We start from the raw sequence: 15,994 nt of genomic DNA on the forward strand, positions 1-15,994 counted from the left end.
CAGCAGGAGCCTGTCATGGGGGCACGAAGCGAGATAGCGTCGCGTGGAGCGCATCTGGCGTCGCGAGGGGCTGAAGGTTCCGCAGAAGCAGAAGCCGCGAGGCCGACTGTGGCTCAACGATGGCTCGTGCATACGGTTGCGACCGCAGCGCGAGAAGCACGTGTGAAGTTACAACTTCGTCAGTGCCCGGACGCACGATGGCCGCAGTGTCCGCATCCTCAACCTGATCGACGAATACACGCGAGAGTGCCTGATGGTGCGCGCAGAACGGCGATGATCGAGCGCCAGGGTGATCTCCGCCCTGGCCGATGTGATGGTGATGAAGGGAGTCCCAGAACATCTTCGATGGGATAACGGCCCGGGATTCGTGCCCAAGGACCTGCGCAAATGGCTTGCGCATACAGGAGCGAAGACACTGTACATCGACCCCGGATCTCCATGGGAGAACGGCTACTGCGAGAGCTTCAACTCGAAGCTGAGCGATGAGTTCCTCAACGGCGAGATCTTCTACTCAATGAAGTAACTGCGCGTGCTGGCGCGCTTCCACTACAACACCGTCAGCCACACTCCTCGCTGGGCTATAGATCACCAGCACCCGAAGCGTGGCTGACTTCAAACCCGGGGCATGGAGAAGTCGGAACCGCTTCGCGCTTCCGACTTCTCCACACCCCCGACGGCGGCTATTTGAACTCAGAAATAGCTGCGCTACACTAACTCTTCCATCGGCACAAAAGATCGGGCAGTCCAGTCATAGAGATACATCCTTGACGCATCTCCGGTTCTGATTCCAATCGCCCTGGTTTCAACATCGCCGTACTCGCTGCCGCCCTAACTGTACCCATCCGCAGCAAAAGAATAGTGCCCAGCATGGTGAGTAATGTGCCAAGGCTCTTGTCCATCGTTTGTGTGGCTATGGCGGCTGTGGGCAGGGGAATGGACAACTCTCCGGCTCCCCTATTTCCCTTCATAATGAAGCGAACCCGCCAAGAAACAGTTGGACGACCCATATGGCTCGCAAAAGTTTATGAAGTACCTCTTCGACTAGCTAAAATAGCCGCATGATGCGGAGTGGAAAGACAATTGAAGGTCCATGGCACGTGCTCGATGTTGGAAGCATTTGGATGAAAGAATTTGCCTCCGCGTTGACAGAACAGGTCGATGTCATAGCCTGGGAGCCGACGTTTGACAAATTGGGAGCCTTCAATAGAAGGACGTCTGTAGGAGAGCTGGCTGATCCTCCTTTGCGAATTCGTTCCTTTATGCAGCAGCGCGGATTTGCTCGACCCGTCATCAAGAACCTTCTTCCCTACAAACGTAAAGTTCTCAAGCTTTTGCTGGATCAGACGCCAACACCGCCGTCGGCCGCGACGCTCATTTGCACTACGCCTTACTACGCCGACGTCGCAGAACATTGGCAAGGGCCGATCGTTTATTACTCAACAGATCTGACTTGGCGTTACGAAGGAGTTGACCCCACCCAAGTAAAAAAACTGGATCGAAGGCTTTGCCAGGTAGCTGACCTGGTTTGCCCTAACTCGCGGAGGATTGCAGATTATTTCAAAGAGGTAGGGTGTAGTCCTGACAAGATCGCGATCATACCAAATGCGACCCGACGCAGTAATGTTCCAGATAAAGTCCGTGAGCATCCTGAAGAGCTGCCTTTGGATGTGCAAAACATGCAGAGACCCGTGCTAGGAGTTTTAGGAGATCTTTCCGGCAACATGGACTGGATATTTATCGAGAAAGCGATCGGGGTAACGCCGAAGTTTTCATGGCTCTTCATCGGTCCTACACATCGAAAGATCCATAACGCTCACCAAGATGCCGCTCGCACCCGCGTAATGCAGATTGCAAAGTTCATTGGCATGAAGCCTTATGGTGAGTTGCAAAGATATGCCAGATGTCTCGATCTCGCCGTGCTTCCCTACCTGAAGAAAGAACCTACGTATTCAGGGAGTTCGACTAGATTCTATGAGCACCTTGCCGCGGGCAGACCAATGCTGGCGACGAGGGGTTTCCATGAATTGCTCCAGAAGGAGGGTCTGCTCTACCTTGTGGATACTCCTGAAGAACTCTCCGATGGTGCGGAACGGCTCTCGAAACTTGGCTTTCGTGATGGTCACGAGGAGGATCGTTTCGCTGCAAGTCAGCATGGTACCTGGAGTTTTCGAGCAACAACAATGCGCAATGCTCTGAGCGCGATCCTCAGTGACCGAGCCAGATTCGGCGCAAAATGAGCGGTCTCCGACCGCAGCGGCCGGTGGCCAATCTACTGAACAGTTAGCGTGGGCCTAGCTAGCGGCTCCGACGAGTAGTGGGTTCCATTCACGAAATAGGTCGTCTCAGCTTCGAGTACCTCAACCGGTCTAGGCGCAACATACGACTTGCTTCGAAGTGATTCCTGCAGGATGAATAAAACCGATCCCATCAGACGATGGGGACGACCTTCCTCGCCCCGCGTAAGGACAAGATACCCGGATCGTCCGACGACGAGATTCATCTTCCAGCACGGATGGATCTGACTCTTATCGAAATTTGCTTCATAAACAGTACCGGCGACGAACATTTGAACCGAAGTAAAACACATCTCACTGCACGCATTCTGTACGATAGTCCAGCTCTCTTCGACCGTCTTAGCTGCATTGATGGAACTCTCGAGCTCTTGGAGGTATATCTCTTCCTTGAGGATTCGGAAGACATTTTTGCGTGATAGAGTTCTGCGCGCAGCTGAGACTTCAACATAACCGAGCCGGTTGATGCCGCTCCAGATGAGTATGCAGAAGGAGATAAAGATGGGCCCCAGAAACCTGATCCCGCTAAGACTCGCCAGCAGTGCGAAGAGTGCCGCAACCGCGCTGACTCCGTATAGGATGAGTGCAGCCACATGGGGTTTGTGTCCAAGCGCGAGAACCATGTGATGGATATGTCCACGATCTCCTTTGAAGATCGGACGACTACGCAAAGAGCGACGTGTGACGGAGAGAATTACATCGAGCAAGGGAAACGTAAGAGCCATGAGCGGAGCAGCCATCCCCAGCATGGTTCCGGTGTGTTGGCTCCAGACCAGACCGAAGCAACCCAGCATGAAACCTATGGTGAGACTCCCACAATCACCGAGGAAGATGGACGCTGGACTGAAGTTGTAACGAAGGAACGCGAGAAGACACCCCAGTAGAGGCGCTGTTGCAATAGCAAGTCCAGTATTCCCGGTCACGAGCGCCGCAACAAGCGTTGTTAGCGTTGCGAAGAGTCCAACACCTGAGGCAAGTCCGTCAAGTCCGTCGATGAGATTGACGGCGTTCGTGCATCCGATCAGCCAAATGATACTGAGCGGTATCGTAATAAGGCTGGAGTGAGGTATGCCATCCATCGACATACGTGCACCCAGCGATACGGCCAGAACTGCTGCGACAAATTGCCCGAACAGCTTTTGCTTGGGCTTTAAAGTGAAGATGTCATCGACCAATCCAGTCAGAAAGATCAATCCGGTTGCAGGTAACAATGACAGGAATAATCGAAGATGTTGGATCGAAATAGCGGCCCCGCGAGGAGCAAGGGTCAGAAGAAGACCCAAAGCACCCGCATATGAAAGTACGATGGGAATGCCACCAATCCGTGGAATCGGTTTGAGATGGAACTTTCGCTCGCTGTCTGGACTGTCGACGATATTAAAGCGAAGAAACAGATCGCGACAGATAGGAGTCATCACCAGGCACAGGACCAATGCTACAGAGAAAATTAAAATAACCGCATTCATAAGTTCCTCTCGGCAGTCTGCGGTACGGAACCGGAGACGTCTGATGAATTCAGAATGTCCTCTTTTGCTGGAGGGGCCCGGGGAAAGGTTTTCGGTTGGACGACAGGCTGTCGGTGCCCAGAATATGAGCGATTCTGGCGACGCCGAGCGGACGATCGTAGTGATTCAAAAATGCTTCTCGTGCAAGTTGACCAGCAACAGAAACCTCTGCGGGATCATCCGCAAGTCGCATTAGGAGGTCGGTGAGTGCATCCGTATCTCCGCAACGAATCGCCCAACCGCAGCCGAATTTTTGGATTATGCGAGCGGGGGTAGCGGCAGCGGGTCCGATGAAAAGAATGGGACGGCCGGCTGCGAGAAGACCGTAGACCTTACTGGGAACCACGGAGCCACAACAAGATTCGCGTTGTGTAACGAGACCGATGTCTCCTATTGAAAGGCTATTACCCAAATGACTTCGTTGCACATAGGGAAGAAAAGAAACCTGGCGAAGATTATTTTCGGAGCAAAACTCTACAAGTTGTCTAGTATTTCCGCCGTCTCCGACAAACACGAATCGGAACCGAGTATCGTCGCTCAAATTAAGTATGGCGCCGGAGATTGTATCCACATCATGAGCAAGGCCTAGATTTCCGGAATAAAGGACTGTGAGCCGAGCATCTTCTGAAGATCTATCCATTGGTTTGATTGCGCGGCCATCGGCCCAGTTTTCTGCTACGTGGATTCGCTCTCGATGTACTCCCCGTTGAATAAGACGGCTTTTCATGCAGTTGCCGAGGGCAATGATGCCATCGGCGCGATGACGGGAGAAGTCCGCCAGCATCCCGATTACGCGATCAAGAATTCCGCCCGCTTTGAAGTGATCAAGATCTACGGCAACGTCAGGATATACATCCATCTCCCATATGAAGTGAGTGGAACCACGAAGCGTCTTGATAGCTGTGCCAAGCAACGACAACAGGGGTGGCGTCGTGAGCGTTAGAACAAGATCTTGCCTCGGCAAAGCCAGGCCGTGGAGAGCCGCCGAAATATAGAAGGAAGCGTAGGACAACACTCGCCCTAGATTTCCGCGATAGAACGGAAGATTCTTTGTCCGGTATATACGCACAGATGGGGGCTGCTCGTCGGAGGATATCGAGTATCCACCCGTCTCCGTGCAGATAACGGAAACCTCATGTCCTTGTTCAACAAAATGGATCGCGAGATCAGTGAGCAATTGACTCGTAGCTGCCGATTCGGGCCAGAAGAACTGATTTAGAAGAAGAATTTTCATCTAGCCTCCTGCTTGTCCGCCGCGACAAACTCGGAGTTACGAACTGAGCGCCTCTTAACGAATTTCGCGGGATTCCCGGCATAGATTTCATAATCGGGAATGATGCCGGTGATCACGCTCCCAGCGCTTATCACTGCGCACTGACCAAGTACCGTAGCGGGCCCAAGCAGTGCGTTCGCTCCCACCCAGGAGCCATCATTGAGCTGGATCGGCGAGATCATCAGGCCAAAGTGGGGATCGCTCCAGTCATGATTCCCTGTGCAGAGGTAGGCCCCCTGCGAGATACACACATTGTTTCCAAGGCGGATCGTAGTGAGATTGTCGATCCAGCAGCGTTCTCCCAACCAGCAATCATCACCGACAACCAAGTGCCAGGGGTACTTGACCAGAACTCCTGGCTTTGTCACTACATTTTGGCCAATGCGGGCCCCAAAGAATCGGAGTATCGTCACCTTCACAGAGCTAAAGGGAAGCCAGTAAGAGCGAACCAAGGGAGAGCCGACGAAATGCCAGAGCACCTGAACAAAGCGACCGCGACCTGGCTTGTACCACTCGTTGTTGTATCTTCCAAGTCTTACAGTATTCATAAGTCGCCCCTTTAGACCAAGTCGACAGCTTGCGGTCGTGAACCACCCTGGACCCACTGATATAGTTCGGTAAATTGCTGGGTAACGATCGACCAGTTATAACGGCGTGCGACGAGTCGAGCGCCTTCCCTTCCGATCTTTCGGTTAGTTCCTATCGAGTTTCGTGTGAAGTCTGCTAATGCGGCAGTAAGCTCACTTTGCTTCGGCTCGATGACCCAACCAGCTTCGGCCTGACGCACCTCAGGAAGATTGCATCGATCGCTGATTACTACCGGTAGGCTCATGGCCATTGCTTCAAGGATCGAGACGCTCAGCCCCTCTGAATAAGAGGGCAGGACGAAGCAATCCGCTGCGGCCATCGTGCTCCATTTAAGGTCGCCACTAAGCATGCCGGTGAAGGTCACATCCTGAGCGACGCCAAGTTCGCAAATCCTCGCCTCAAGCTTGGTCTTTGTCCCTTCGAAATCTGGGCCGGCTATTACGAGGTGGGCTTCCGGCGACTGTTTAGATAACTCCGCCCAAGATTCAATAAGGATGTCGAGGCCCTTTTTGTAGTGAATTCTTCCCAAGAAAAGGATGATCTTCTTGTTCTTGAGTGAGGGGAATTTGGAAATAAAAATATCTGGAGAAGGATTATCCGGAACAGCGACTCCGTTCGGGATGACCGCCACGGGGCGGGTGCAACCGAAACGACGGTAGTCTTGCGCCTCCGCATGAGTGAGGGCGTGAACACAAGCTGCGCCCTCGACATTCGCCCTCTCGACGAGGGCGGCATAGAAAATCTTCTTCCACTTTCGGTTTGAGAGAGCCCACGGTTCCAACATTCCATGTGCGGAGAGTACATAGGGAATTCGCAACGACCGGGCAGTACGGGCAGCCGTTGCTGTGCTTTGTTCCCAAAGCCCGTGGATGTGTACTCCCTTCGCAGAACCGATCTCGTCGCGAAATCGTGAGCGGATCGCTAAATCTTTCAACCAAATCAAACGGCTTGTAGGCCAGTAGGAGATCTTTAGACACGAGCCCTTCGAAGGCATGTAATGTTCGCCCGGATTGCAAAAGGCGGAGACCCCCATCGAGAACGATCCGGTATCTGCAAGCAGAGAACTGAGCTGCGGAACAACCGTACTTAGACCTCCGTAGCGAGGATCTAAATGGGAGAGAACACTGATCCAGTGCGGAGGCGTGTCGAACGAAGGAGACATCGTCCCCTGGTTGAAGTCGGTATGTTCGTCAGTTAAACTTTGCAATGACATGATCCGTAACCTGCTGAGGAGATCTTTAAGCCCCGGAACGATGTGACATACAGCTTTGCCGACGATCTGCTTCTGAAGTAACTGGCCCTGGTCGTGCTGGTTCTTAATGTTTATGCTGCGGCGATCGAAGCTACCTGCTCCCCAAAAGCCTCCGGGGTGTAGTTTTCGATAATCTCGAGTGAGCGAATTCTCATCCGATCCAGTGCAGATGGCCCGAGTGATTCCATCCTTGTAAGGAGAGCGGCCAATGCACCCTCCTTCGATGGATCGAAAACAAAACCATTGCTGCCCGACTCGACGAGGTCCTCCGCGCATCCACAACGATTCGATACGAGCACCGGAAGCCCTGAGGCCATGGCCTCATTTACAACTAGTCCCCAGGGTTCGCGTGTACTCGGGAGAACGAAACATTCGGCTAAAGCATAGAAGGAGGGCAACTCTCGGAAGGTTCTGTGGCCCGCGAAGTAAATGTCCTTGGCGAAAACTGAGGCCAAAGCGATCGCCTTGAGCGAGTCGGTTTCAGGGCCAGCTCCGACAATGACAAGAGACCAGCTACCGCCCTGTTCCCGATATCGCATCCATTCGGCCAGCAAGCCATCGACGTTCTTTTCACCGGAGAGTCTGCCGACATAAAGGAAATATGGTTCAGGGAATCCTGTGTGACTTGCACTCTCGAGCCTAAGAACGTTCACCGTGTCCTTGAGGTAGCGGTTGTCGACGACATCATAGAAATGCCGGATACGACGGGAAGGAAAGCTGAGTCTCTCCAGATAGCGTATATGAGCCTTTCCGCCCGAGATGGCCCAGTTGAAAAGAAGCCGGATCAGCATGCCTTTGAGCGATTCTTTCCACATGCTTCGTGCGTGATCGCCTTCGGTGCTCTCAGTCATAAGTACGCTTTTGCGCCCGTGGAATCTGGCCCACAGCGCGGCTGCTATGGCGGGTAGCGTGTAGTAGCCGGGAACCAGAACTACCTCGGGATTGAGGCTGGATAAGCTGCGCCACAGTTTTGCTGCGAGAGCGAACTTGTTTGCTTCGTGCCAGCTACTGTTGGGCATAAGCGTCTCGATCGGCAGACCCAATGGCACTTCCTCGCGAAACTTCAAACCAGCGTGAACTCCAACGCCTCCGACCAGTTCAATTCCCTGCGCACCGTCGGCCAACAATGGATGTGCCTGAATGCCCCTGAAGCGGGCAATGTGATACGCGTACCAGTCGATCCAGATAGCGACCACCCGGCTAGGCGATGACATACTTTTGGAGTGGTGCAAATGAGCGTCAGGCATGTTCAATCGTCTCCATAGAGCGTGCGTTCTGCGCTTGTGAACGTTCGCGGCGTACGGGAACCGGCTGCAGAGCCCAGCGCCAGGTAAGCCAACACGGAATGGAAAGGAGAAGTGTCCGAAAAATAACGGCTTCCATCGTCTGCATGACGAGATAGATGGAGAGCGCCGAGAGGATGACATATTGGCTTGCCCAGGGACCACCGCGAGTTACGGCTTTCTTCCAGGCAAAGGCATAACCGGCCCCTAATAATGCCATCAGCGGAATGCACAACCACCAGGCTTCTACCCAAAGATCGGCGATGATGCCAGGTGCCGAACCGACAGCGCCGACCCATCCTAGAGCATCGCCAAATCCCTCACCAGTGCCGGCATTCTGACGAAGTTCGGGGACACCGAAGTCTTCATATTTAGTGGTCCATATAGCACTTGGGATTGGACGAACGAGAATTTGAGCGAGATAGCGTCGCATCCAGAAGTAGTGGTCACGGCGCTGCGCGCTCAAAATGGCGCCTGCGCCATAAATAAACTCGTTACCAGTATCAGCTTTGTCTACAATCGCTCCCACATCCGTCTTCACATCAAAGCTCGAGCCAAGATAGATGCTGCTTCGATTGGTCACGAGGAAAAGAACGAGCCAACCGAGAAAAATCCCCCCTAGACCAACGCTCACAACCGGCGGACGTTTCTCCCGACTGATGTACCAACCCATTAAGACGATGACGACAACAGCGAACGTGGGGCCACGACGTGCCATCAGGAGTGCCTGGGATGCCCACGGCAAACCAAACAGCCCCAGCATGATGAAAGAAGGTAGTCGAGGTCCATTCGAAGCAAGTGAGGTTATTGAGAGAAGGATGCCGACGAGCAGCAGCAGTGTCCCATCACGAACGTAGCCACTGTCATCCCAGCCACCGGAGTATGAACTGCTGTACGCATTCACGAAGCCACCGACATTGACGATGGTGATCGCCCAACATAAAAGTCCTAACGTGCCTGCAATCGCAGCGCCAATGAGAAGACGTCGGCATGCGGTCTCGGAGACCACAGGGGGGCGGCTGTACAGCTCAGGTTGGAGACGTACGCCTGACGCGAGGCACGCTCCCACGAACGCCAGGATACCAAGCACATTGAGCGTCTGAACGAAGACCAGCTGTTCATGATCGAAGAATTGATCGAGACTACCGGTAAGGTAGACCTTCCAAGGCATCCAGATGTAAAGGAAGATCATCATCGGACCGATCAAGATCAACGGATGGAAGACATCTCGGCTCCCATCCATAGCGGCAAGAATGCCGACAAGTGCGATCAGGAAAGCGGTAACGAGGAGAATCTCAAACATGAGCGTTTCTCCTCTGTCGCTTATTGCCTTCGGACGCAACAAATTCGGAGACTACGTCTGCCACGCGAGCGCGGAACTGCGACCAGGTGAAATGCTCTGCTCGAAGACGTGCCTTTCGGCCCATGGAAGCAAGCTCTTCGCGATGACCGATCGCCCACTCAATATGTTGTGCCAGAAGGTCCGGTCGACGCGGCTCGACGACAAAACCTTGAACACCGTCTTCAATCAAATCAGGCGCCGCGGTACGTGTCGTCGACAAGATCGGGAGACCGCAAGCCATTGCTTCAAGCAAAACCTGGCCGAATCCCTCTGCGACAGAAGGAAATACGAAGAGATCCGCGGTCTGGTATGCCTCGATAAGTTCCTCGGTGATCACGGACGGACGGATGGTGACCTGTGAGGAGAAGTTTTCGAAGAGCTTGAGATCGTCGACTACTCTTCCGCATATCGTGACATGAACGTCATCTCGATTGAGAAGCTCGAGCGCCTGGAGGAGATACTTGACGCCTTTACGTTGATTGATGCGGCCTACAAAAAGAAGGTTAAGCTTGGTACCTTTCGTCGCAGATCGCGATTCCGTCGGCTTGAACCGTTCAAGGTCCACGCCATACGGAACCACGCTGATCCTCGCAGGAGAGATACCATGCTCCACCAGAGAAGCTTTTGTGAACGAAGAGGCCACCAGAATGTGTGAGGCCATGGTGGGCTCGAGCACCAGATGCTTAAAATCTTTTTCCGGCAGAGAAAGCTCCCACTCCTGCTGGAGCGAAGAGGCACAGTCGGGGTGGGTCTCAAGTTCTTCCGTGAGGATACGCTTCATGGTATCTGGGTGGGGATGAAGCTGGAAGAGCATGCCCGGTTCTCCGTACTCGCGGAAGGCATCGTACGCGTAATAGCTATAGGTGAGAAGATTCGCGTTCGCGCGTCTCGCCAATCGTCCGGCGTGGCGACCAAGGACTGCGTCCGCATGGCGCATCATATTGCGGCGAAGGGCGATCGAAACACCCGGAAGTTTTTCCAGTAGAAGGGTAAGTGAACCTACGCCGCCACAGAGACTCACTAAAGAAAATGGCACTCTCGGCTCGCTGCGCTGTCGCAGCATGGATTGAAGCTTAGCAGGTAGTTTCTTACTGAGACTCGCAGCCAGTCGTCTATCGCTAGGCCAGAACAGGTCCGTGACAAACGACTGCAACATCTTTCGCTCTGAAAGGGCTAATGAGACCTGATATGCATCGCGTGCGCCACTGTGTACAAGTACAATTTTCGTGGGCTTCGTCCCGGAGACATCAGGGCCGATCAACGGCGCGGATGCCGGTTGAGTTTCGCGAGTTTGTAGTGTCATCGCCATAGATCGGTATTGCTACAAAAGCGAATCAAAATGCCTCTTCAACTGTGCCGCGGAAGAACTCCAGGTGAATTGTGCGGCTCGTTGTCTACCTGCTGCGGAGAAATGCTGTCTCGCGAGAGGGTCACCGAGCATATCTTCAATTGCTGCGACATGGGTTGCTGGAGCGTTGTCCGCAACCAGCAATGCGGCATCGCCTGCGATCTCCGGCAGTGATGAGGCATGACTGGCAATTACTATGGCGCCACAGGCCATCGCCTCAATCACGGGAAGCCCAAATCCCTCGTAGCGGGATGGGAACCACACCACTGTTGCGGCCGAATACAACGCATGAAGGGCTTCATCCGATACAAAACCGAGAAGCTTGAGATTCGGCTCAAAGGCCCGAGCGCGTTCAAGGTAAACGGCATCGGAATGGTTGACGATCACGATCTTCAGATCCGGATGGCTTTGGATCAGCAGCGGGCATGCAGCAAGAATCAACTCTGCATTCTTTCGGAAATGAAGTCCGCCTGGCACCAGCACAAAAGGTTGGCCAAAAAGTTTCTGCTCTTCGAGATATTGCGAACCCTTTGCAGGAACACTTTCAAAAAAGTGCGGCGTCACAGCGTTATGTACCACACGAAGTCGAGACGCGATGGAAGGGAAAAAATGGCTTAGGCGGTCAGCAGAAAAGTGTGAGACCGTATGAAACATATCGACATTGCGTGACAGCTTTGCAAACAGTAGCTTCCACTTCAACCTTTGCTTGTAAAAAGACGAATCGGCGTAGTGAGCACTATCCTCAAAATAAGCGGCGTCATGAACCGTGACGACCAGTCTCGCCTTCGAAACCGGCACATAGGACTCAGCTGTGCAATGAACAATCTGCACATCACCCCAGAATGACTCGGCATAGGGCCTGTTGAGGGCGAACCAGCGCGCCTGCTGTCGTGAAGTGTCCGAAGCGAATGTATGGTACGAATAGGTTCTCCATGCTCCTCCGACGAGAGGAACAATACGAGCATGATCGGCGGCATCGGCGAGAATGTGCAGGTTAACGTCGCTGCGCTGAGCAACGTGTTCTGTAAGCTGACGTGCGACCCTGCCGGCTCCTGTCGATCCGTGGATGTTTCGCATGTGAACATACGAGAGCACGTTGATCCGACTCAAAGTCGGCTCCGATGCAGCGATGGAAGGATAGGCAGTCCCGGCAGTTATCACGAAGCCCCCCCGACACTTCCACGTCGTAGACTCCGCAATCGCGAAAACGCTTGGGCGGTCAGGCGCTTCGTCGCTTCGGTGCTCGGAAGCCAATGATGCTTCTTTCCGATCACGTAGAGAGAAGAGAGCGCACCCACCGAGATAACGGCCATGCTCACAGTGAGCACCGACGTAGAGCGCTCTTGACCAGCACGGAGATAGGCAAGTGCCGCTAGGAGCACACTTGTGATAGTGCCAAGTAGGAAGGTCGTCACCATGCTGCGCGGAAGAAAGTCCTTGCGGTAAAGTACGCAGAGAACCATGATGGCTGACAGCATATGACCAACGAGGAAGATCGTCATGGCCTTCCATGCAGTCCCTTGGTGGAGCAAGAAAACGGTCGCCCCTACGGCGACGAGGATCGCCCAAAGCGTATTGATCACGCCGACGGAACGAAGGGAGACAATCGAAAGTCTAGCCGCGGCAGGACCGTTTCCCATATGAACAACCGCGACGGCAAGCGCAATGCAGGTTGTAACCGTAGCTGCGTCGTAGGTGTGGCCGTAGAGAATGCGAAGAACCCATGGCATCACCGTGATACCGACGGACGCTATCATGAGAGAAGCAAATGTTGCTCCGAAAGTGCAGAGCGCCATGACGTGTTGAGGCGTCTCGGAACCCTCGCCTTCTGGATCCGTCATAAAGGCATAGCCGGACTCCGTCAGAAGACTCGGAGGAAGTGCGGCGATATTGCGCAACTGACTAGCAATCGCAAAAAAGCTCATTTGCACAAGCGTCGTATCCGCTCTGGCCACAAGAGTGGTCAACCACCATCCGGAAAGGTTCAATCCAATCAGCCCTGCCAGTTGAACAAAGCCAAACGACCAAACCTCTCGCAGCATCGGTCCGAGCTTGCCAGTAGCGGCTGTTCCAGGAGTGAAGAGTCCCAGCGACCGGGCTAAAAGCATGCAGACCAAAATCGCACCGATCGCGATCGAACCTTGGGAGACGATCATTCGAATCGGGCTATGCATCTTGGCGGCGAGAGGAATAAACGAAATCATTCCGACGCCAACCAGAGTCGAAAGAAGCACCAGGGCTCTGAGGTGGCGTTGTCCGACGAAGAAACCACGCGCGCATTCAACCAGAACAATACCCGCAGCTGAGAGCGCAGCCCAGCGCAGTAGAGTTGTCAGACTCTGCTTCTGAAGAAGGTGTGCGATTGGCGCTGCGCCAAACCAAAGACCTGCCGCGGCAATCACCGCCGAAACCAGAGAGACGATCGTCAGGGCCCTTGCAAAGGTTGAATAGCCGCGGCTGCCCCGGGGATATTTTCCCGAGAATCGTGCTGCCGTTGCTCCAATTCCGCCTGCGGCGTATGTGGATATGTTGTTCGCCGTACTGATGGCCAGAGAATAGCCGCCAAATGTCGAAGCGCCTCCAAGCCGTGCTGCCAACAGATTGGCTAGGAACCCTGCGCCTCGTTCGATGAAAACGCTCACACCTAGCGCTGAGGTGCCCCCGATCAGACGTTTCGTGACGTGAGTCGGAATCTTATCAGCTGAAGAAGTCACCGGCTGTAAGGTATCTACCGTCGCAGCTTCCGGAATACTGATCGAACTCATGAGCCGGTGCTCGCCTTCTTCAAGGTTTCCGCTTCCTGTTTGTAGCGATGGTAAGACTCGTAGTATTTGGGGAGACCTTCTTTTACCGGATGGAAGGCATTAAGGATTGTCCCAATCAGTCGCACACGATCTTTTTCGAAGAGATCGCGGGCTTTTGCCGCTTGTTCGCGTGATGTCGATCCTGCACGAACTACAAGAATCGCACCTTGAGAGTAGAAGGCAAAGATTCTGGCGTCGGTCATATGCACCATGGGCGGCGTATCGATCAGGACGACATCGAACTCTCTATGAAGTCGATTGATCAACTCGCCAAGAAGAGGTGAATGCAGCAGCTGGACGACCTCCTCTGACCTCGATCCCGAAGGAATGACCGAGAGATTCGGTATCTTTGTAGGCTTGCAGAACTCTCCAAGCGGGGCGAGCGCCGGGTCAATTTCGCCTCTTAATATATTTCTTACGCCAATGTCATTCGGCAAGTGGAAGGCGTTATGTATCGCCGGCTTGCGTAGATCACCGTCAACGATAACCACGCGCAAATTGGATTTGCTGAGAGCCACCCCCAGATTGGAAGTGACGGTGGTTTTGCCCTCACCCGCATTGGGACTCGAGACTACATACACTCGCGCGCGCTTTGAAGAATTCCCCGTCAGCAGAATTGAGAACGTCGCACTGCGATACGCCTCAGCAGCGATGGAGAAGTTGCTGCTCCATCCAGTCACATCCAAAACGTTTTCGGAACGAGTCGCAGATCCGTTTAGACTGATCAGCGAATTGTTCCGGACTACTGGGAAAGACTTGTCCCCATATTCGGTCGCTGGGATCACGCCGAGTTCGTTGACGTTGAGATATCGTTCCATCTCGCCGGGAACTCGAAGAAGGTCGGAGTTGCGCTCTTTGAAGAACGCAAAGCCTATTCCAAAGATCGACCCTAACAGCAGGCCAGCCATCGTGGCGGGTCCCCTTCGTGGCGAGAATGGAATCTTCGGACTCCGAGCAGCATCCACTACGCGAACCGTAGAGGCCTGCATCGCAGATGCGAAGCCAGCTTCTTTTGCTCGCTGAAGAAGCGTCTGGTAGAGTTGCTGCTCCGACTCGACTTCACGACGCAGCAAGGACACCTGGGCCGCTTTTCCCATATCAGAAGAGACGCTGCCCTCCTGTAAGCGATAGGCCTCCGTCAGAAGCATCTCGCGATGTCTTGCTGTCGCCAGCTCATTCTTTAATCGACTCGAGTTGGCGTTGCGCGTCGCTTCCATAACCGCTTCTATTGCGCGGATCTCCGAACGCAGGTGGATGACCTTGGGATTCTCTTCAGTCAGCGGAGGGACTAGTTGTGCGACCTTGTCTTTAAGGTCGGCAAGCTTCTCCTGATAGCTCCGATATTCCGGGTTATCCATGACGCTAGGCACAGTAGTCGGCGCAGCAGCAGCAGCAATCTGAGCCTGCGATTCTTTTTGGATGCGGTCGGCCTGCGCCCTCACCAATTCAGCCTGAAGTTCACGAAGCCTGTCTTCTCCGACGGTGGCGCTCTCCTGGCTGAGCACCAGGCCGTTCCCCCCCGTGGCCTTCTCGAGCTTGTGCTCCGACTCCTCCGCCTTCAGCTTGATATCCGCTGCCTGTTGCGCAAGCCACAGGCTGGTCTTTTCAGACTCACTGCTTCGCGTCTCAAGATCAGCCTCTTTGAACTGTGTCGTCAGCGTGTTACAGAATTGAGCAGCAAACTCCGCGTTCCACGAGTCACAGGTAATTTCGACCAGTCGCGTGATCCCCAGCGGCTTCACCGTGACATGCTTCGCGGTATCTTCGATCAATGCGTCGTTCGAAAGAGGCTTTCCCAGAGAGAACGGGAGGTGAAGCATTGCGATTATCTGCGAAGCCAGATCGAGACGCGGCGTCGTGGTAGAGTGTGGTTCGACAGCGAGTTTCGCTTTCGTACGTTGAAGCAGCGTTTCGCTCTGAAGGAGCTTGATCTGGGTCTGCACATTCGTCTCAGCCGACGAACCGCTTCCCTCCCCAATCGGAGAGGACGCACGCATATTCATGAAGTCGCTGTTCAGACCTTGAATGTCTAACGACGTACGTGCGCGATAGTAAGGAAGAGAGGTAAAGTTCGCCAGGAAGCTGAGCAGAATTCCGGCTATTCCGAATCCAAGGATCGCGCAACGGTGACGGGACAGGGTTTTGACATACTCCGCGAACAGACTCTTCCTCGGCTCCTCCCGATCAGTCGCCTTCCACGACTTCGAGAGAGTCTCACCACTCTCATCACGCGCAATGATGCCCAGTGGCTGGCGATCAATCCCGTTGGTGTTGAAAGTGTTTCCCATGTTGCTCCTTTTATCCGTCT

The 15,994-nt window shown here is 53.9% G+C and carries 11 protein-coding genes and 1 pseudogene; 2 read left to right on the forward strand and 10 right to left on the reverse strand.

Features of this window, described 5'->3' with window-relative positions:
- Nucleotides 1–37 precede the first annotated feature (37 nt).
- Together JAO29_RS09985 and JAO29_RS09990 are read left to right on the forward strand one after the other, a co-directional pair.
- Nucleotides 38–714 (forward strand): annotated as a pseudogene (locus tag JAO29_RS09985) (integrase core domain-containing protein); the annotation flags it as partial.
- Nucleotides 715–1,121: 407 nt separating this feature from the next.
- Nucleotides 1,122–2,237: a glycosyltransferase gene (locus JAO29_RS09990; protein WP_334268064.1), complete on the forward strand. Its 1,116-nt coding sequence runs from the start codon at nucleotides 1,122–1,124 to the stop codon at nucleotides 2,235–2,237.
- Nucleotides 2,238–2,269: 32 nt separating this feature from the next.
- On the opposite strand, the gene JAO29_RS09995 is transcribed toward JAO29_RS09990, so the two are convergent.
- The 10 genes from JAO29_RS09995 to JAO29_RS10040 all read right to left on the reverse strand — a co-directional run bounded on the left by JAO29_RS09995 (nucleotide 2,270) and on the right by JAO29_RS10040 (nucleotide 15,974).
- Nucleotides 2,270–3,757: an MraY family glycosyltransferase gene (locus JAO29_RS09995; protein WP_334268065.1), complete on the reverse strand. Its 1,488-nt coding sequence runs from the start codon at nucleotides 3,755–3,757 to the stop codon at nucleotides 2,270–2,272.
- 49 nt (nucleotides 3,758–3,806) lie between these two features.
- Nucleotides 3,807–5,030: a glycosyltransferase family 4 protein gene (locus JAO29_RS10000; protein ID WP_334268066.1), complete on the reverse strand. Its 1,224-nt coding sequence runs from the start codon at nucleotides 5,028–5,030 to the stop codon at nucleotides 3,807–3,809.
- Nucleotides 5,027–5,617 (reverse strand): WcaF family extracellular polysaccharide biosynthesis acetyltransferase, encoded by a 591-nt coding sequence (locus JAO29_RS10005; protein ID WP_334268067.1) that lies wholly within the window; start codon nucleotides 5,615–5,617, stop codon nucleotides 5,027–5,029. Before JAO29_RS10005 ends, JAO29_RS10000 begins: the two co-directional genes overlap by 4 nt.
- An 11-nt stretch (nucleotides 5,618–5,628) precedes the next feature.
- Nucleotides 5,629–6,870, reverse strand: a complete 1,242-nt coding sequence (locus tag JAO29_RS10010; RefSeq protein WP_334268068.1) for a glycosyltransferase — start codon at nucleotides 6,868–6,870, stop codon at nucleotides 5,629–5,631.
- Nucleotides 6,871–6,980: 110 nt separating this feature from the next.
- Nucleotides 6,981–8,156 carry a glycosyltransferase gene (locus tag JAO29_RS10015; protein WP_334268069.1) on the reverse strand — a complete coding sequence of 392 codons (1,176 nt, stop codon included), beginning with the start codon at nucleotides 8,154–8,156 and terminating at the stop codon, nucleotides 6,981–6,983.
- Complete coding sequence (locus JAO29_RS10020; protein ID WP_334268070.1) at nucleotides 8,149–9,495, reverse strand: hypothetical protein; 1,347 nt, start codon at nucleotides 9,493–9,495, stop codon at nucleotides 8,149–8,151. Before JAO29_RS10020 ends, JAO29_RS10015 begins: the two co-directional genes overlap by 8 nt.
- The gene (locus JAO29_RS10025; RefSeq protein ID WP_334268071.1) at nucleotides 9,488–10,570 is read right to left on the reverse strand and encodes a glycosyltransferase family 4 protein; all 1,083 of its coding nucleotides are present in this window, start codon (nucleotides 10,568–10,570) and stop codon (nucleotides 9,488–9,490) included. Before JAO29_RS10025 ends, JAO29_RS10020 begins: the two co-directional genes overlap by 8 nt.
- Nucleotides 10,571–10,855: 285 nt before the next feature.
- Complete coding sequence (locus JAO29_RS10030; RefSeq protein WP_334268130.1) at nucleotides 10,856–11,959, reverse strand: glycosyltransferase family 4 protein; 1,104 nt, start codon at nucleotides 11,957–11,959, stop codon at nucleotides 10,856–10,858.
- Between the two features lie 80 nt (nucleotides 11,960–12,039).
- Complete coding sequence (locus JAO29_RS10035) at nucleotides 12,040–13,647, reverse strand: lipopolysaccharide biosynthesis protein (RefSeq protein WP_334268072.1); 1,608 nt, start codon at nucleotides 13,645–13,647, stop codon at nucleotides 12,040–12,042.
- On the reverse strand, nucleotides 13,644–15,974 hold the full coding sequence (locus JAO29_RS10040; RefSeq protein WP_334268073.1) for a GumC family protein: 2,331 nt from the start codon (nucleotides 15,972–15,974) through the stop codon (nucleotides 13,644–13,646). The genes JAO29_RS10035 and JAO29_RS10040 overlap by 4 nt, the downstream gene beginning before the upstream one ends.
- Between the last annotated feature and the right edge of the window lie 20 nt (nucleotides 15,975–15,994).

Origin of the sequence: Edaphobacter sp. HDX4, assembly GCF_036877565.1 — a bacterium.
Classification (GTDB): Bacteria; Acidobacteriota; Terriglobia; order Terriglobales; family Acidobacteriaceae; genus Edaphobacter.

Excerpts from the sequence above, each read along its gene's own strand:
- JAO29_RS10020 (WP_334268070.1), bottom strand. The coding sequence starts at position 9,495 with ATGTTTGAGATTCTCCTCGTTACCGCTTTCCTGATCGCACTTGTCGGC.
- JAO29_RS10035 (WP_334268072.1), bottom strand. The coding sequence starts at position 13,647 with ATGAGTTCGATCAGTATTCCGGAAGCTGCGACGGTAGATACCTTACAG.
- JAO29_RS10000 (WP_334268066.1), bottom strand. The coding sequence starts at position 5,030 with ATGAAAATTCTTCTTCTAAATCAGTTCTTCTGGCCCGAATCGGCAGCT.
- JAO29_RS10030 (WP_334268130.1), bottom strand. The coding sequence starts at position 11,959 with ATGCGAAACATCCACGGATCGACAGGAGCCGGCAGGGTCGCACGTCAG.
- JAO29_RS09995 (WP_334268065.1), bottom strand. The coding sequence starts at position 3,757 with ATGAATGCGGTTATTTTAATTTTCTCTGTAGCATTGGTCCTGTGCCTG.
- JAO29_RS10015 (WP_334268069.1), bottom strand. The coding sequence starts at position 8,156 with ATGCCTGACGCTCATTTGCACCACTCCAAAAGTATGTCATCGCCTAGC.
- JAO29_RS10005 (WP_334268067.1), bottom strand. The coding sequence starts at position 5,617 with ATGAATACTGTAAGACTTGGAAGATACAACAACGAGTGGTACAAGCCA.
- JAO29_RS10010 (WP_334268068.1), bottom strand. The coding sequence starts at position 6,870 with ATGTCATTGCAAAGTTTAACTGACGAACATACCGACTTCAACCAGGGG.
- JAO29_RS09990 (WP_334268064.1), top strand. The coding sequence starts at position 1,122 with ATGAAAGAATTTGCCTCCGCGTTGACAGAACAGGTCGATGTCATAGCC.
- JAO29_RS10040 (WP_334268073.1), bottom strand. The coding sequence starts at position 15,974 with ATGGGAAACACTTTCAACACCAACGGGATTGATCGCCAGCCACTGGGC.